Origin of the sequence: Psychrobacillus sp. FSL H8-0487 (assembly GCF_038008385.1) — a bacterium.
In the GTDB taxonomy this organism is placed as follows: domain Bacteria; phylum Bacillota; class Bacilli; order Bacillales_A; family Planococcaceae; genus Psychrobacillus; species Psychrobacillus psychrotolerans.
The window spans coordinates 36784-52585 of sequence record NZ_JBBOZA010000001.1; the positions used below are offsets into that span (position 1 = coordinate 36784).

Annotated in this window: 20 protein-coding genes; 19 read left to right on the forward strand and 1 reads right to left on the reverse strand. The window is 36.2% G+C overall.

Annotated features, from left to right (window positions below; genetic code table 11):
• Positions 1-26: 26 nt before the first annotated feature.
• The 8 genes from MHI47_RS00155 (at position 27) to rsmI (ending at position 5093) form a co-directional block, all read left to right on the forward strand.
• Entirely contained in the window at positions 27-356 is a 330-nt protein-coding gene (locus MHI47_RS00155) for a cyclic-di-AMP receptor (protein ID WP_093276576.1), read from the forward strand.
• A 24-nt stretch (positions 357-380) separates the two neighbouring features.
• A complete protein-coding gene (locus tag MHI47_RS00160; protein ID WP_340761067.1) occupies positions 381-821 on the forward strand; it encodes a YaaR family protein in 441 nt (146 codons plus the stop codon).
• Positions 822-957: 136 nt separating this feature from the next.
• Positions 958-1965, forward strand: coding sequence for a DNA polymerase III subunit delta' (gene holB / locus MHI47_RS00165; RefSeq protein ID WP_340828971.1), 1008 nt, complete (start codon positions 958-960; stop codon positions 1963-1965).
• Positions 1958-2788, forward strand: a complete 831-nt coding sequence (locus MHI47_RS00170; RefSeq protein WP_340828973.1) for a PSP1 domain-containing protein — start codon at positions 1958-1960, stop codon at positions 2786-2788. The genes holB and MHI47_RS00170 overlap by 8 nt, the downstream gene beginning before the upstream one ends.
• Positions 2789-2800: 12 nt before the next feature.
• On the forward strand, positions 2801-3154 hold the full coding sequence (gene yabA, locus MHI47_RS00175; protein WP_175496343.1) for a DNA replication initiation control protein YabA: 354 nt from the start codon (positions 2801-2803) through the stop codon (positions 3152-3154).
• A gap of 64 nt (positions 3155-3218) precedes the next feature.
• On the forward strand, positions 3219-3965 hold the full coding sequence (locus MHI47_RS00180; protein WP_093538626.1) for a tRNA1(Val) (adenine(37)-N6)-methyltransferase: 747 nt from the start codon (positions 3219-3221) through the stop codon (positions 3963-3965).
• Positions 3952-4215 carry a GIY-YIG nuclease family protein gene (locus MHI47_RS00185; RefSeq protein WP_340828975.1) on the forward strand — a complete coding sequence of 88 codons (264 nt, stop codon included), beginning with the start codon at positions 3952-3954 and terminating at the stop codon, positions 4213-4215. Before MHI47_RS00180 ends, MHI47_RS00185 begins: the two co-directional genes overlap by 14 nt.
• Positions 4215-5093 (forward strand): 16S rRNA (cytidine(1402)-2'-O)-methyltransferase, encoded by an 879-nt coding sequence (gene rsmI, locus MHI47_RS00190; RefSeq protein WP_340831963.1) that lies wholly within the window; start codon positions 4215-4217, stop codon positions 5091-5093. The genes MHI47_RS00185 and rsmI overlap by 1 nt, the downstream gene beginning before the upstream one ends.
• Before the next feature lie 166 nt (positions 5094-5259).
• Here rsmI and MHI47_RS00195 read toward each other — a convergent pair whose 3' ends face one another.
• Positions 5260-5535, reverse strand: coding sequence for an AbrB/MazE/SpoVT family DNA-binding domain-containing protein (locus MHI47_RS00195; RefSeq protein ID WP_093538628.1), 276 nt, complete (start codon positions 5533-5535; stop codon positions 5260-5262).
• A 343-nt stretch (positions 5536-5878) separates the two neighbouring features.
• On the opposite strand from MHI47_RS00195, the gene metG reads away from it, so the two are divergent.
• From metG to spoVG, 11 genes are all read left to right on the forward strand, one after another.
• Positions 5879-7834 carry a methionine--tRNA ligase gene (gene metG / locus MHI47_RS00200; RefSeq protein WP_340828976.1) on the forward strand — a complete coding sequence of 652 codons (1956 nt, stop codon included), beginning with the start codon at positions 5879-5881 and terminating at the stop codon, positions 7832-7834.
• A 186-nt stretch (positions 7835-8020) separates the two neighbouring features.
• Positions 8021-8791, forward strand: a complete 771-nt coding sequence (locus MHI47_RS00205; protein ID WP_340828977.1) for a TatD family hydrolase — start codon at positions 8021-8023, stop codon at positions 8789-8791.
• Positions 8792-8909: 118 nt separating this feature from the next.
• Positions 8910-10121: a G5 and 3D domain-containing protein gene (locus MHI47_RS00210; RefSeq protein ID WP_093538631.1), complete on the forward strand. Its 1212-nt coding sequence runs from the start codon at positions 8910-8912 to the stop codon at positions 10119-10121.
• An 86-nt stretch (positions 10122-10207) separates the two neighbouring features.
• Entirely contained in the window at positions 10208-10768 is a 561-nt protein-coding gene (rnmV, locus tag MHI47_RS00215) for a ribonuclease M5 (RefSeq protein ID WP_093538632.1), read from the forward strand.
• Positions 10769-10771: 3 nt separating this feature from the next.
• A complete protein-coding gene (gene rsmA / locus MHI47_RS00220; RefSeq protein WP_340767851.1) occupies positions 10772-11650 on the forward strand; it encodes a 16S rRNA (adenine(1518)-N(6)/adenine(1519)-N(6))-dimethyltransferase RsmA in 879 nt (292 codons plus the stop codon).
• Positions 11651-11803: 153 nt separating this feature from the next.
• Positions 11804-12067, forward strand: coding sequence for a biofilm formation stimulator Veg (gene veg, locus MHI47_RS00225; protein WP_093538634.1), 264 nt, complete (start codon positions 11804-11806; stop codon positions 12065-12067).
• Positions 12068-12193: 126 nt separating this feature from the next.
• Positions 12194-12367, forward strand: coding sequence for a small, acid-soluble spore protein, alpha/beta type (locus MHI47_RS00230; RefSeq protein WP_093538635.1), 174 nt, complete (start codon positions 12194-12196; stop codon positions 12365-12367).
• A 332-nt stretch (positions 12368-12699) separates the two neighbouring features.
• Positions 12700-13566 (forward strand): 4-(cytidine 5'-diphospho)-2-C-methyl-D-erythritol kinase, encoded by an 867-nt coding sequence (ispE, locus tag MHI47_RS00235; protein WP_340831965.1) that lies wholly within the window; start codon positions 12700-12702, stop codon positions 13564-13566.
• Positions 13567-13621: 55 nt separating this feature from the next.
• Positions 13622-14473, forward strand: coding sequence for a pur operon repressor (gene purR / locus MHI47_RS00240; protein WP_093538636.1), 852 nt, complete (start codon positions 13622-13624; stop codon positions 14471-14473).
• Positions 14451-14822 (forward strand): RidA family protein, encoded by a 372-nt coding sequence (locus tag MHI47_RS00245; RefSeq protein WP_093538637.1) that lies wholly within the window; start codon positions 14451-14453, stop codon positions 14820-14822. Before purR ends, MHI47_RS00245 begins: the two co-directional genes overlap by 23 nt.
• Before the next feature lie 493 nt (positions 14823-15315).
• Positions 15316-15603: a septation regulator SpoVG gene (gene spoVG / locus MHI47_RS00250; RefSeq protein WP_093538668.1), complete on the forward strand. Its 288-nt coding sequence runs from the start codon at positions 15316-15318 to the stop codon at positions 15601-15603.
• Positions 15604-15802 lie beyond the last annotated feature (199 nt).

Sequence of the window (15802 nt, forward strand, 5' to 3'; positions counted from 1 at the left end):
AAAAATATTAATAGGGGTGAGTATCGATGAAATTGATAGTAGCGGTAGTTCAAGATCAGGATAGTAATAGGTTGTCTAATGCATTAACAAAGGCAAAGTTTAGAGCAACAAAACTGGCAAGTACAGGTGGTTTCTTAAGATCTGGGAATACTACATTTCTAATCGGTACCGATGATTCTCTAGTTGCTTCAGCTTTAGAGCTTATAAGAGATAATTGTAGAGCTAGAGAGCAGATGGTAGCGCCTGTATCTCCAATGGGAGGAAATGCAGATTCGTATATTCCATACCCGGTTGAGGTTGAGGTTGGAGGGGCTACAGTATTCGTACTCCCAATTGAACAATTCCATCATTTTTAATAATGAAGGAAGGAGTAGTAAACAGTGAAGATTAACCAAGATATGCGTGTCGGCATAGATAATATACGAAAAGACGCTATGCAGAATGGAAATCAGTCAGTAAAATTTGGCCAAATGGTTATAAAACAAGAACAACGCATGCAGACAGATACGATGACAAGGCTACTAGGAGACATTTCCACAGCTGGAGATCGTCTCGCACGTTCCCGCAACCTACGTGATATGGCCAAATTTAAAATGCTTATCCGAAAATTTTTACACGAAGCCGTAGATTTTGGAATGGGGTTAAAGCAGTCCCATACATGGAATCGTTTCGGTGAAGGTAGAAAATTGAAACTTGTAGAAACAATCGACGAAAAATTAGTGGAATTGGCAGAAGAAATCTTAAACCAAGAAAAAAGTTCAATAGATTTGTTGGATAAAATTGGGGAGATAAAAGGATTACTGATCAATTTATACACGTAAGTTTCCCGTGTTTTCGCTTACTGCGAAACGCGGGATTTTTCACAAGAAAGTATATGCTTACACGAAGATTGCTGCAGAAGAATAGGTTGTTTCTTACATAAGTAATTTTTCTTTTCTATAGAAAGAGGTGAAAGTTATGGAAAACTGGTCGATAGAGGATGTAGACAGATTACAACCTACCGTAGTTAAACAAATTCAAACAATTGTCTCTAAAAACCGAATCGGACATGCCTATATTCTAGAAGGGGCTAAAGGAACTGGGAAAGTGAAAGTAATGCAATTTTTCGTTCAGCTTCTTTTTTGTGAAAGTCCCGTAAATAATGTTCCATGTGAAACATGTCGATCATGTAAAAGATTAAAATCCTTCAATCACCTTAACTATATGCAACTAGAACCGGATGGTCAGTTTATAAAAAAGGGACAAGTAGATGAACTGGTTCATGCTCTAAGTAAAACAACTATTGAAAAGCAAAGAAAAATATATGTAATACATCATGCAGATCAACTAAATGCAAGTGCTGCAAACACATTATTAAAGTTTTTAGAGGAACCTCAAAGCGAGATAACGGCGATTCTATTAACAGATAAAATGCATGCATTACTTCCAACTATTCGATCAAGATGTCAGCATTTAAGTTTATCTCCAATGCCAACTGCTATCTTAAAACAGAACTTAATACAAGAGGGAATCACTGACTCCATGGCATCTACAGTTTCTAAAATGACGAATCAAGTAGAAGAAGCAATTAACTTGGCGAAAGATGAGCAGTTTGGACTTGTAAGGAAATCAGTGTTAAAATTGGTTGAAGCGAATGGAAGAAGTGTTCAGGATGCATTGATGTGTATTCACGAAGATTTTGGACCTTTGCTCAAAGAGAAAGAGCAGGCTGAACAAGCGTTAGATTTACTACTATTTGCATATCGTGATATAGTAGCTATAAAAGCAAGTCCCATCGCAGATTGTACTTTTCCAGATATGATTTCTTATTGGAAACAAATTGCTCTGCAAACAACGTATGAGCAATTATCAAAGCAATTAGAAATGATTTTACATGCAAAACAAAACTTGCATAAAAATATGAACCGGACACTGATGATGGAGCAGTTAATGCTTAACCTGCAGGAGGGATTTACTTTTGTATAATGTTGTAGGAGTCCGTTTTAAAAAAGCGGGTAAAATATATTATTTTGATCCAGTAGAATTTGCTTTAGTGAAAGATGATTATGTAATCGTCGAAACAGCTAGAGGCGTAGAGTATGGTAAAGTTGTAGTTCCGATTAAGCAAGTTGAGGAACATGACGTTGTGCTTCCTCTAAAACAAGTAGTTAGGCCTTCTACTGATAAAGATCGCATCCAAGTAGAAGAAAATAGATTAGAGTCAGCCCAAGCCCTTGCACTAGGGACGGAAAAGATTATCGAAAGAAACCTAGAAATGAAGCTGATAGATGTTGAGTATACATTCGACCGAAATAAGATTATTTTTTATTTTACCGCAGAAGGTCGCGTAGACTTCCGAGATTTGGTTAAAGATTTAGCATCCGTATTTAGAACTCGTATTGAGCTTAGACAAATTGGAGTTCGTGATGAAGCGAAAATGTTAGGTGGCATAGGTCCTTGTGGCCGAATGCTTTGCTGTTCAACATTTTTAGGTGATTTCGAACCGGTTTCTATAAAAATGGCAAAAGATCAAAACCTATCACTTAATCCATCTAAGATTTCTGGATTATGTGGACGTCTGATGTGCTGCTTAAAGTATGAGAACGATGAATATGAAACTGCTAGAGAACAGATGCCGGATATTGGAGATAAAGTTGAAACTCCTGATGGCTTAGGTCGAGTAGTAAGTATGAATATTTTAGAGCGAGTTTTACGTATAGAGTTACCTGATCCACAACGTGTTCTAGATTATACGTTAGAAGAAATTACAAACCATGCGACAAATCAAGTGCAATGGTCGGGGCAATGAGGTGAATGTGTGATGGACCGCAATTTTTTTGATACAATTATAGATTTTGAAAAACAATTAGAGTCCACGCAGCTGCAATTTCGCGCTTTAAAAGAATTTGTGGCGATAATGGTTGAAGAACGTGAAGCGCTACAACAAGAGAATAATCATTTAAGACAACGACTCGATGAAATACATGAAAAAGAAGCAATGATTGAGAAATTACGAGACGAGAAATTGCATAAACTTGATGTAGGAGAGGGCCATGATAATCTAGCTCGACTATACCAAGAAGGCTACCATGTGTGTCACGTTCATTTTGGGAGTTCTCGTAAAGAAGAAGATTGTCTATTTTGTCTTTCATTTTTAAACAAACAGAACATCTAAACAATTGACTGATGCCACTCCATAAGTGGGTGTCAGTCTTTTGTTTTGCTTGGGGGTAATAAATATGGAACAATGGTTAAAGGATGACGAACGACTAGATTATTTGTTGGCAGAAGATTTACGTATTATTCAAAGTCCTTCTGTCTTCTCTTTTTCTTTAGATGCAGTGTTGCTAGCAAGGTTTGCATATGTACCGATGAAAAGAGGTAAAATCATTGATATTTGTTCAGGAAATGGAGCAATTCCATTATTTTTAAGCGCGCGAACAAATGTAGAAATTATTGGAGTGGAATTACAAGAAAGATTAGCAGATATGGCTACGAGAAGTGTTCAATTTAATAATCTGACCAACCAGATTACTATTGTGGAAGCTGACGTTAAAGGGATTGCGAGAGAGCTTGGTTCAGAAAAGTTTGATGTTGTTACTTGTAATCCACCTTATTTTCCAGCTCATGAGGCAAGTGAGAAAAACTTAAAAGAGCATTTAGCAATTGCCCGACATGAAATTCACCTTACTCTAGATGAAGCAGTTCAATCAGCTAGTGAATTATTAAAACAAGGTGGAAAAGCTGCTTTTGTTCATCGTCCCGGGAGACTTTTAGATATCGTAACTGCAATGAGAGCGAATCGTTTAGAACCAAAGCGAATCCGCTTCGTCTATCCAAAAGAAGGAAAAGAAGCTAATACATTGTTAATAGAAGGTATAAAGGATGGAAAACCTGATTTGAAAATACTAGCGCCTCTATACGTGTATGGAGACGATGGCAAATACACGCAAGAAGTTAAAGAGATGCTGTATGGAAAAGAGTGAAAAACAGCATACTTTTTACGTCTTGGAATGCAAAGATGGATCTTATTATGCCGGTTATACAAATGACCTAGCGAAAAGAGTGAAGGTACATAATGAAGGCAAGGGAGCGAAATATACTCGAGCCAAACGGCCAGTCACTTGTATATACAGTGAATTGTATGAAACTAAGCAAGAGGCTATGCAAGCTGAATATGCATTTAAGCAGCTGTCGAGAAAACAAAAAATAACATATATGGAGGCAAGTAAATGATTAAATCTCAGAAATCGACCGAACATGAACAGAGCAGCTGCTTGTATTTAGTTGCAACACCCATTGGTAACTTAGAAGATATGACGATGAGGGCTATTCGCATATTAAAAGAAGTAGATATTATTGCAGCAGAGGATACAAGAAATACTAAGAAACTGTGTAACTACTTTGAAATTTCTACACCACTGTTAAGTTATCATGATCATAACTTACAAGTTGGTGGAGAAAAATTATTAGAATTATTAAGAGAAGGTAAAAGCATAGCATTGGTTAGTGATGCGGGTCTTCCTTGTATTTCTGATCCTGGAGCAGATATTGTTGCTAAAGCAGTTCAAGAAGGTTTTGCGGTTGTACCAATCCCGGGTGCAAACGCTGCATTAAGTGCACTTATAGCATCCGGACTTTCGACACAGCCCTTTTTCTTTTATGGCTTTTTAAGTCGCAATAAAAAAGAAAGAAAAGCAGAAATTGAAAAGTTGCAAAAAAGACAGGAATCCGTGATTTTATATGAGTCACCACACCGTTTAAAAGAATCATTACGGGATATGCAATCTATAATGGAAGGAACTCGCAAAATCGTATTAGCACGCGAGCTAACAAAGAAGTTTGAAGAGTTTTTAAGAGGTACAATTGACGAGGCTGTTGAGTGGGTGGAGCAGGCAGAGATACGTGGAGAATTCTGTATTGTTTTAGAAGGGAACGAAGAGGTTTCAGAAACAAGTGATGAAGCACAATGGTGGTCAGAACTAACCTTAGAAGAGCATGTGGATCGCTTAATAGCAGAGAAACAATGTACTTCAAAAGAAGCTATTAAAGAAGTTGCGATTCAAAGAGGACTGTCTAAACGAGAAGTATATCAAAACTACCATGTAGAATAGAAAATTGTACGCCTAGGTGAGCCCCGACGTTCTTCTGAGAAGAAGTTTTGTGGAGGAATAAGATCATAGGATCTACTCTTTATTCTATTTAATTATAAAAAAACCGCAAACTTAGTTAAGTTTGCGGTTTTTACAAAAATTATATGTAACTATTGGAATTTCAAAATTACTTAATGTTATTTTGAATCTCTTTAATTAGTAATTCTGCACCTTCTGGGCTTAAAATCAGTTTTCCACCAACTAGACGTAGGTTGTCATCTGATACTTCACCAGTTACAGCACAAGTCATATTTGGCATATATTTTTTTAGAATGATTTTATCATCATCTACGTAAATCTCTAATGCGTCTTTTTCAGCAATACCAAGCGTGCGACGTAATTCAATTGGAATAACTACACGACCTAATTCATCAACCTTACGTACAATACCTGTAGATTTCATATGAAAATTATTCTCCTCTCAAGAGTGCATATTTTTCGCCAAGATTCGACATAAACCTCTTTTATGTAATATATCATACCAAGTACTCCCATTTCCGTCAATAATTAATGCTTTAGCGAAAGAGAGAGCGACGATATAAATTTGATAATAAGTCAATTTTTTGTTAAAAAAATGATTATTTATTATGTAAATAGGAATTATTTTGATATATTATCTATTTTTTTGAAATTAATTATTTTATAATTTTCGTTCGACAAGACTGTATAAATGAATTGATTGAAACAAACTCTTCATTTAGATAGAATAAAGAATAAAGAGAATCAACATTGGAGGCATCTTTACATTGAAAGATCAACAGAAAACATTCTATTTAACAACGCCGATTTATTATCCGAGTGGAAAATTTCATATTGGCACCGCATATACAACCGTTGCTTCCGATGCGATGGCAAGATATAAAAGACTTAGAGGGTATGAAGTTCGTTTCTTAACCGGAATGGATGAGCACGGTCAAAAAATTCAAGAAAAAGCTCAAGAAGCGGGAAAAGAACCTCAAATTTATGTAAATGAAATTGCAGAGGCTGCAAAAAAGGTTTGGGCTTTAATGGATATTTCCTATGATGATTTTATCCAAACAACGGAAGAACGCCATACAAAAGTAGTAGAGAAAATATTCCAGAAGTTCTTGGATAATGGAGATATTTACAAGGGAGAATATGAAGGATGGTATTGTACACCTTGTGAATCCTTTTTCACTGAGACTCAGTTAGTAGAAGGAAACTGTCCAGATTGCGGTCGTCCAGTTCAAAAAGTAAAGGAAGAATCATACTTCTTTAATATGAAAAAGTATGCTGACCGTTTGTTGAAGTATTATGAGGAAAATGTAGATTTTATAGAGCCAGAATCTAGAAAAAATGAAATGATCAATAACTTCATTAAACCAGGTTTAGAAGATTTATCGGTATCAAGAACATCCTTCGATTGGGGTATAAAAGTGCCTAGCGATCCAAGACATGTAATCTATGTGTGGGTAGATGCTTTAACTAATTATATTACTTCATTAGGTTATCTATCAGATGATGATTCCTTATTCCAAAAGTTCTGGCCTGCGGATGTTCATGTAGTAGGTAAAGACATTGTCCGTTTCCACACAATCTATTGGCCAATATTCCTAATGGCTTTAGATTTACCGCTACCTAAAAAGATTTTTGCTCATGGATTTATCATGATGAAAGACGGTAAAATGTCTAAATCCAAAGGAAACGTTGTTTATCCAGAAGTGTTAGTGGAACGTTATGGATTAGATGCAACACGCTATTTCCTATTGCGCGAACTTCCTTTTGGTCAAGATGGGGTATTTTCTCCAGAGTCTTTCGTAGAGAGAACAAACTTTGACCTTGCAAATGACTTAGGAAATTTGTTGAATAGAACCGTTTCGATGATCAATAAATACTTTGATGGTAAAATTCCAGTAACACTAAGTGAAACAACCGAGTTTGATGCAACTATCCAGAACTTTGCCAAAAGCACAATCGATAAATATCAGGAAAATATGGAGAATATGCAGTTTAGCTTAGTACTTGGAGATTTATGGGCTTTAGTTTCCCGCACTAATAAGTATATTGATGAAACTCAACCTTGGGTACTTGCGAAAGATGAAACTACTCGAGGACAATTAGCATCTGTTATGACTCATTTGGCAGAAAGTCTTCGTCAAATTGCAACACTAGCTCAACCATTTATGACCAATAGTCCAAAACAAATTGCAGAACAACTTGGTTTTACTGAGGATTATTTAAAATGGGACAATTTAGGATCATTTAATGTTATTAATGACGGTATAACAGTTATAAAAACAGGGGTTCCTATTTTCCCGAGACTAGATGTTGAAGTTGAAGTAGCTTATATTCGTGAACAAATGCTAGGTTCGGTTCAAACTCCTCAGGAAGAAGAAAAAGAAGAGGAACCTCAGGTAGAAGAAATAACAATTGATGACTTTTTTAAAGTAGACTTACGCGTTGCAACAGTATTATCTTGTGAAGCAGTGCCTAAAGCTGATAAATTATTAAAGTTGCAATTAGATATGGGGTATGAAAAGCGTCAAGTAATTTCAGGTATTGCACAGCATTTTAAACCGGATGAGGTTATTGGTAAAAAAGTAATCGTAGTAGCAAATCTCAAACCAGTGAAGTTAAGAGGAGAGTTATCTCAAGGAATGATTCTTGCTGGTGAAAAAAATGGTTATCTGACTTTAGCTACAGTAGATGAAAATCTTGAAAATGGCGCTCAAGTGAAATAAATTTCTAAATAGACCTGTCATTTTTAGACAGGTCTATTTTTATTCATATAATATTTTGAAATACTATTTAAAATATTGCATATTACTGCAATCCTTATTAGAGTAAAGGAAGATTTGAAGAAAGTATTACTAAAATAGTATTAAAAAGAGTGTAATTTAACCTATAAAAGGCAGGGAGTAGTTCATATGTTTATCGATACACATGTACATTTAAATGCAGATCAGTATGAAGAAGATTTACAGGAAGTGATTGATCGTGCTTTGGAAGCTAATGTAAAAAAAATGGTCGTTATTGGGTTCGATCGTATCACAATTGAAAGAGCTATGAAGTTAGTGGAAGAATATTCTTTTATCTATGCTGTAGTTGGATGGCATCCTGTCGATGCGATTGATTGTACAGAAGAAGATTTAAGATGGATTGAAGAACTTGCGGCACATGAAAAGGTTGTAGGCATAGGGGAAATGGGACTGGATTATCATTGGGATAAATCTCCTAAAAATATTCAACAAGAGGTATTTCGGAAACAAATAAGGTTGGCTCAAAAAGTAAAATTACCAATTATTATTCATAATCGCGACGCAACAGAAGATGTGATTCGTATTTTACAAGAAGAAGAAGCGTATCTTACAGGAGGTATCATGCATTGTTTTGGGGGAAGTGTTGAAACAGCAAAGCAATGTATAGATATGAATTTTATGATATCACTTGGAGGGCCTGTAACGTTTAAAAATGCAAAGAAACCTAAAGAGGTTGCAGCAGAAATTCCACTGGAGTATTTGTTGATCGAAACAGATGCACCATATCTAGCTCCGCATCCACATCGAGGAAAAAGAAATGAACCCGCACTTGTACCACTTGTTGCCGAGGAAATAGCGCGGTTAAAAGGAATTTCAATTGAAGAGGTCGCTGAAGCAACCACCAAAAATGCAGAAAGGTTCTTTAATTTAGCAAAGTAAAAAAGCGTTAATTAAGAGGTGTATAATTTATACCTTTTAATTAACAAGTTAACCTAATCGGTTGACAAGCTCTTTGGGACTCTATATAATCACTTCAGTGAACAAGGAGGCGTTTTTCATGTTACATAATCCCATGAAAAATCTGTTCTTTAATTCATTGAGGAGCAAGCAAACCTTAGTAAGTATAGTATCTTTGCTATTGTTTCTTGCAGTGATTTCTTTCGTTTTATTCGAAGGAACAAAGAAAACTGTTGCTTTAACAGTTGATGGCAAACAACAAGAAATATTAACGCATGCAAATACAGTTGGTGAATTATTAAAGGATCACAAAATAGTAGTAGCCAATGAAGACTTTTTACATCCCTCAGTGAACACTTCAATTGAAAATAATTTATCGATTGAGTGGGAGCAGGCAAGACAGATAAAAATATCAGTAGACGGAGAAATTCAAACTCTTACAACTACTGAAGATTTAGTTTCAGAAATACTCGCGAAGGCTAATGTTGCAGTTACTGAACATGATGCAATAACACCTGCTGCAGATGCAGAGGTTGGACCTGATAACAATATTGCTATTGAAAAAGCATTTGAAATAACGCTTTTAGATGGTGGTGAAGAGAAGAAGGTACGGTCCACTTCGACTACGGTCGCTGACTTTTTAAAACAACAAAACATTCAATTGAGTGAATTCGACCGAGTAGAACAGAAAATGGATGAATCAATAGTTCCTAATTCTATAATACAAGTAGTGCGAGTAGAAAAGGTCACCGATGTAGTTGAGGAAGCAACAAACTTTGCTGTAGAAACGAAAAAAGAAGACTCGCTACTAAAAGGGAAAGAAAAAGTAGTACAACAAGGTGTAAATGGAACGGTTTCACGGACTTATGAAGTAGTGAAAGAAAATGGTAAAGAGATTTCTCGTAATATGATGAGTGAGAAGATAATTAAAGAACCCACTAAAAAAGTAGTGGCAGTTGGAACGAAAGTAATGACTGCTAGTGTTTCGCGTGGAACAAACTCAGCGGCAGCTCCATCTGGAGGGAAAGAGTTTTATGTAACTGCGACGGCATATACTGCTTATTGTAATGGATGTTCTGGCGTAACTGCGACAGGGATGAATTTGAAGACTAATCCTAATTTGAAGGTTATTGCCGTAGACCCTAGTGTTATTCCACTGGGTTCAAAAGTATGGGTAGAGGGCTATGGTCATGCGGTAGCTGGGGATACTGGGGGAGCTATCAAAGGGAATAAGATTGACCTTTTCATGGCTTCTAAATCACAGGCATATGACTTCGGTCGTAAAAAAGTACGTGTAAAAGTTTTAAACTAATCGTTATAGCTTTCCCTTTCATTGATTGGGAGAGCTTTTTTGCGTTATGATAGCTATAGCAAAAAGAAAGAAAAGAGGAAAACCGGTTGCAAATAAAAGAAATAATAGTTGTAGAAGGAAAAGATGATACAACTGCCATAAAACGTGCTGTAGAGGCAGATACTATTGAAACGAATGGTTCAGCCATTTCTAAAGAAACGCTTATGAAAATAAGTCATGCTCAAGATAAACGTGGCGTCATTGTCTTTACTGATCCTGATTATCCAGGAAGACGTATTCGTGCTATTATCGAAGAACAGGTTCCGGGTGTAAAACATGCATTTTTATCCAAGGAAAAAACGATTGCGAAAAACGGCAAGGGTTTAGGGATTGAACACGCGAAAGATGAAGATATTCGTACTGCTCTTTCTAATGTTTATACCCCAAAATCAGACACAGAAACGTTTTTAGAAATCCCGTTGTCTATTTTAATAGACGGACAACTAATAGGTCATCCCCATTCGAAGGAAAGAAGAACAAGATTGGGTGAACTATTGAAAATAGGCTACACTAATGGAAAACAGCTACAGAAACGACTATCTATTTTTCAAATTAGCCAACAGCAAGTGGAAGAAGCGATAGCACAACTCAATATGGAGGAAAAATAAAATATGCAAAAAGATATAGCTACACCAATACGGACACAAGAGATATTAAAGAAATATGGTTTCTCATTCAAAAAAAGCTTAGGGCAAAACTTTTTAATAGATCCAAATATATTACGTAATATTGTCAGTCATGCAGATCTTACGAAGGATTCGGCAGCAATTGAAATTGGGCCTGGAATTGGAGCATTAACCGAGCATCTAGCAAGAGCAGCAGGAAAAGTGGTTGCATTTGAAATCGACCAAAGGCTGCTACCAGTTTTAGCAGATACTTTATCTCCATATGACAACGTAGATGTTATTCATGCAGATATTTTAGAAGTAGATGTGAAACAAATTTTTGAAGAACAGCTTAAAGATTACAAAGACGTTATGGTGGTTGCCAATTTACCTTACTACGTTACAACTCCAATATTATTGAAACTGTTAATGGATCGTCTCCCTATCCGTGGGTTGGTGGTCATGATGCAAAAGGAAGTAGCTGATCGAATCACGGCATCTCCGGGAACGAAAGCATACGGATCACTATCTATTGCTATTCAGTACTATATGCAAACAGAAATCGCAATGATTGTTCCAAAAGCAGTGTTTATGCCACAACCAAATGTTGACTCAGCGGTTATAAAACTTACTCGACGTGAAGCGCCACCGGTTCAAGTCATTGATGAAGAGTTTTTATTTAAAGTTTCTCGTGGTTCTTTTGTTCAACGAAGAAAAACGATTATTAACAATCTACAATCATCCCTTCCTAATGGAAAAGCTAAGAAGGATTTAATCATCCAAGCGCTAGAAAAAGTAGGGGTGGATCCAACGAGACGTGGAGAAACTTTAAGCATTGAAGAGTTCGGGAAATTATCCAATGAACTATATGCAGAATTTCATTAATGCTACTTGTTACAAAATAAGTAATATTTATAAAAAAATGAGTACCTCAAACAAATAAAAACGTTGACAAGTATGCATAATGATTGTTAAAATATTTTGTTTGACAAAAATATAAATAGGTGGTAAGATAGGTATTAGTGAGGTGTATGCGAAATGACAAAAACTTTAGCTGATATTAAGAAGTCATTAGATCATCATTTAGGCAAACGTTTGCAATTAAAAGCAAACGGAGGACGTAAGAAAACAATTGAGCGTGCAGGTGTACTTAGAGAGACATATCATGCAGTATTTGTTATCGATTTAGATCAAGATGAAAACTCTTTTGAACGTGTATCTTATAGTTATGCAGATGTTTTGACTGAAGCAGTAGAAATCACTATTTTTGACGAAGCAAATAATTTAATAGTTGTAAAATGATATTTAGAACTTTTATTTTTTTATAATTTTAAAAACCCCTTTTCTATTTTATTAAATAGAAAAGGGGTTTTCTTTTGATTTGTGGACATACTAAAAAAGCTAGTTGTTCCAAAGGAGGATTCACCTATGTCTAGAAAAGGGATAATGTCTAAAGAATTAAAAGAAGAGATAGCCAAAGATCTTGGATTTTATGATGTAGTCAAAACCGAGGGCTGGGGAGGAATTAAATCACGTGATGCAGGTAATATGGTAAAACGAGCAATTGAAATGGCCGAACAGCAAGCAAGATCACCAAAGTAAATAATCATTTACCGAAATTAACGTAAAAATGCGCACGAGAAGAAACTAAAGAGCAACTAGCAAAAAGAAAAGGCGGAGCAATCCGTCTTTTCTTTTAATGTATAAGCACATTTAAGAGGGTTAAATCTAATGTGCTTACCCTTTTAAATGTCTATTGTGGAATCCACATTGATAGAAGAAGTAAGTAATCTCATAGATTATAAATAAGCTTCACTTCCTCTCTGCTCCTTCCCTAGGTTCTATCAAAGAAGAGAAGCTTAATCTCACTTCCGTATTCCTTATACACTGTGTTAAAATAGGGGACAACATATTTGGGGGAAGGAGCAGATGGAATGTATTACGTAAAAGCACCTGCTAAAATAAACTTAACATTAGATGTATTACATAAGCGTCCAGATGGTTACCATGAAGTTGAAATGATAATGACTACTGTGGATTTAGCAGACCGTATAGGACTAGAGGTAAGAGAAGATGGAGCAATACATATATTATCAGTAGATCGCTTTGTTCCAAACGATCATCGGAATCTAGCATATCAAGCTGCAAAGATTCTAAAAGAAACCTATCGAGTGAAAAAGGGAGTTTCTATAACAATCGAAAAGAATATACCTGTAGCTGCTGGTCTAGCGGGTGGTAGTAGTGATGCAGCTGCCACTTTAAAAGGGCTCAATATTATTTGGGAATTAGGTCTTTCCCTGGACGAGCTTGCTCAAATTGGCACCAAAATAGGTTCAGATGTGCCGTTTTGTGTGTTTGGAGGTACTGCTTTAGCTACCGGAAGAGGAGAGCGAATACAAGAACTTCCTTCGCCTGCTAATTGCTGGATCATTCTTGCTAAGCCGACGCTAGGGGTATCTACTGCAGATATTTACGGTAATTTAAAAGTAAATGAAATAAAACATCCGAATACTACTAAAATGATAGAATCTATTCATCAAAAAGACTTTGATCTAATGTGCGCTTCCGTCGGAAACGTATTGGAGGATGTAACACTCAAGCTATATCCAGAGGTTGCTGTTTTAAAAGAGCAAATGAAAAGATTTGGAGCGGACGCTGTATTAATGAGTGGAAGTGGTCCAACTGTATTTGGAATAGTTGATCATGAGACAAGAGTCCAGAGGATATATAATGGTCTTCGCGGATTTTGCGATGAAGTATATGCAGTTCGATTAATGGGAGATCGTGAACCACTTGCTTAAAACCGGATGTTTGTGTTAAGTTTTCTATAAAACATTCGTCTTTGGAGGTGATAGTATGAAATGGAAAAGAAGTGAACGGCTTGTAGATATGACTCAATATCTTATGGAGCATCCACATAAATTAATCCCTTTGACATTCTTTGCTAATTTATATCAATCTGCTAAGTCTTCTATAAGTGAAGATTTAACCATTGTAAAAGAAACATTTGAAGCGAGAGGTAGAGGCTTGCTTGTGACTGTTCCTGGAGCGGCAGGTGGAGTCAAGTTTATCCCAACAGTAGCAGAAGAAGATGTGCTAGAAATAGCAGAAGATTTGATGACACAACTTTCTAAAGTGGATCGGTTGTTACCGGGTGGTTATTTGTATATGACGGACCTGTTAGGAAACCCGTCACTTATGAATAAGATCGGTAAAGTATTCGCATCTGCATTTGCGAATTCGAAAATTGATGCCATCATGACGGTAGCTACTAAAGGTATTCCAATTGCACATGCTATAGCAAGACATTTAAATGTACCTGTAGTCATTGTACGAAGAGATAGTAAAGTAACAGAGGGTCCAACGGTAAGTATTAATTATGTATCTGGGTCAGCACGACGTATTCAAACAATGGTTCTTTCTAAAAGAAGTATGGAAAAAGGGCGACGTGTCTTAATCACGGATGACTTCATGAAAGTCGGAGGAACGATTAATGGCATGAAGAGCTTGCTAGAAGAATTCAATTGTGAGTTAGCTGGTATAGCTGTACTAGTAGAGGCAGAGCATCAAGGGGAACAATTAGTCGATGATTATTTATCTCTAGTAAAGCTTCACGAGGTAAATGAAAAAGATGGAACAATTGCTTTAACACAAGGAAATTACTTTGAGAAAGGTGGCAAATTAAATGAAAGCAGTATCAACAACTAATGCACCTGCAGCGATCGGTCCATATGTACAAGGGATGGTTGTGAATGGAATGTTTTACAGTTCAGGTCAAATTCCGTTAACATCTGCAGGAGAAGTGGTAGAGGGCTCTATTACAGAGCAAACAGCTCAAGTATTTGCTAATTTAGAGGCAGTTTTAACAGAAGCAGGCTCTTCCTTGTCTCAAGTAGTAAAGACGCTTGTCTTTTTAAAAGATATGAATGATTTTGCGGAATTTAACGAAGCTTATGAGAAGCATTTTAACGGTCACAAGCCTGCACGTTCTGCGGTAGAAGTTGCGAGACTACCAAAAGACGTAAAGGTAGAAATAGAAGTAATTGCAGTAGTATAAAAGTAGATGAAAGGTGTTTCCTCGGAAACGCCTTTTTTGATATAGGAAAACACCATAATATTACTGAAAAAGGGATGCTAGTTGGTTGTGACGACAGTCGCATCCAACTAGCATCCCTAAATTCTATATCCAAATGGTTGTCTAAAGTACCTCGAAAAGTCGATAAACTGGTTTCTCTCTATAGGAGCAGGTGTCTTTCGTTTTAAGGGACTTGTAAGAATGAACAATTAGATGACTGACTGTTATTCCGTTCAGGTGGATTCTTTTCTTGAGAGGTGCCTAAGTCTCTTCGATTTGCTGCGGAGTCTTTGCTTAACGCTTTTTTACTTCTGGATTTTTCTTACTGGTTTGATTATAATCTCCATTTGTATCGTTTTAGAATTAACAATTTAAAATATTTAAAATATTTCTTGTAAAAAGAAGGAATTCAGAAGTTTTTGTGGAATAACAAATGAAAGAGATATTTGCAACTTTGAAAAAGGGTGGTGAGAGAATGGAAGTAACAGACGTAAGATTACGAAAAGTGACTACTGATGGTCGTATGAGGGCTATCGCTTCCATTACACTGGACAATGAGTTCGTTGTCCATGATATTCGTGTAATAGATGGAAATAATGGTTTGTTTGTAGCAATGCCAAGTAAAAGGACAACAGAAGGTGAGTTTAGAGATATTGCTCACCCTATTAACGTAGGAACACGTACAAAAATTCAAGATGCTATTCTTTATGCCTATCATTTAAGTAATGAAGTAGAAGAAAAAGTTGGAGAGCCAACTGTATAAGGGCAAATAAAACCATTTCTCTGAGAGATGGTTTTTTTATGTCGATTTCTCAAAGATTAGCAAAACTAGTATAGATTAGTCGATTATTTAAGAAATTCAAATATATTACTTGTTTTGTCATGTATTTGTCAAGAGATATTTCCTTGAAATCTTGCTTCATTTCGGCTATAGTCAAAAGAGTAAATTAGCCCACTGGAGG

Coding starts and splice junctions, on each gene's coding strand:
- rsmA (WP_340767851.1), top strand. CDS start 10,772: ATGCAAAAAGATATAGCTACACCAATACGGACACAAGAGATATTAAAG.
- holB (WP_340828971.1), top strand. CDS start 958: ATGGAAAACTGGTCGATAGAGGATGTAGACAGATTACAACCTACCGTA.
- MHI47_RS00245 (WP_093538637.1), top strand. CDS start 14,451: ATGAAAGCAGTATCAACAACTAATGCACCTGCAGCGATCGGTCCATAT.
- MHI47_RS00210 (WP_093538631.1), top strand. CDS start 8,910: ATGTTACATAATCCCATGAAAAATCTGTTCTTTAATTCATTGAGGAGC.
- veg (WP_093538634.1), top strand. CDS start 11,804: ATGACAAAAACTTTAGCTGATATTAAGAAGTCATTAGATCATCATTTA.
- MHI47_RS00155 (WP_093276576.1), top strand. CDS start 27: ATGAAATTGATAGTAGCGGTAGTTCAAGATCAGGATAGTAATAGGTTG.
- spoVG (WP_093538668.1), top strand. CDS start 15,316: ATGGAAGTAACAGACGTAAGATTACGAAAAGTGACTACTGATGGTCGT.
- yabA (WP_175496343.1), top strand. CDS start 2,801: ATGGACCGCAATTTTTTTGATACAATTATAGATTTTGAAAAACAATTA.
- purR (WP_093538636.1), top strand. CDS start 13,622: ATGAAATGGAAAAGAAGTGAACGGCTTGTAGATATGACTCAATATCTT.
- MHI47_RS00230 (WP_093538635.1), top strand. CDS start 12,194: ATGTCTAGAAAAGGGATAATGTCTAAAGAATTAAAAGAAGAGATAGCC.
- ispE (WP_340831965.1), top strand. CDS start 12,700: ATGTATTACGTAAAAGCACCTGCTAAAATAAACTTAACATTAGATGTA.
- MHI47_RS00185 (WP_340828975.1), top strand. CDS start 3,952: ATGGAAAAGAGTGAAAAACAGCATACTTTTTACGTCTTGGAATGCAAA.
- MHI47_RS00180 (WP_093538626.1), top strand. CDS start 3,219: ATGGAACAATGGTTAAAGGATGACGAACGACTAGATTATTTGTTGGCA.
- MHI47_RS00205 (WP_340828977.1), top strand. CDS start 8,021: ATGTTTATCGATACACATGTACATTTAAATGCAGATCAGTATGAAGAA.
- MHI47_RS00195 (WP_093538628.1), bottom strand. CDS start 5,535: ATGAAATCTACAGGTATTGTACGTAAGGTTGATGAATTAGGTCGTGTA.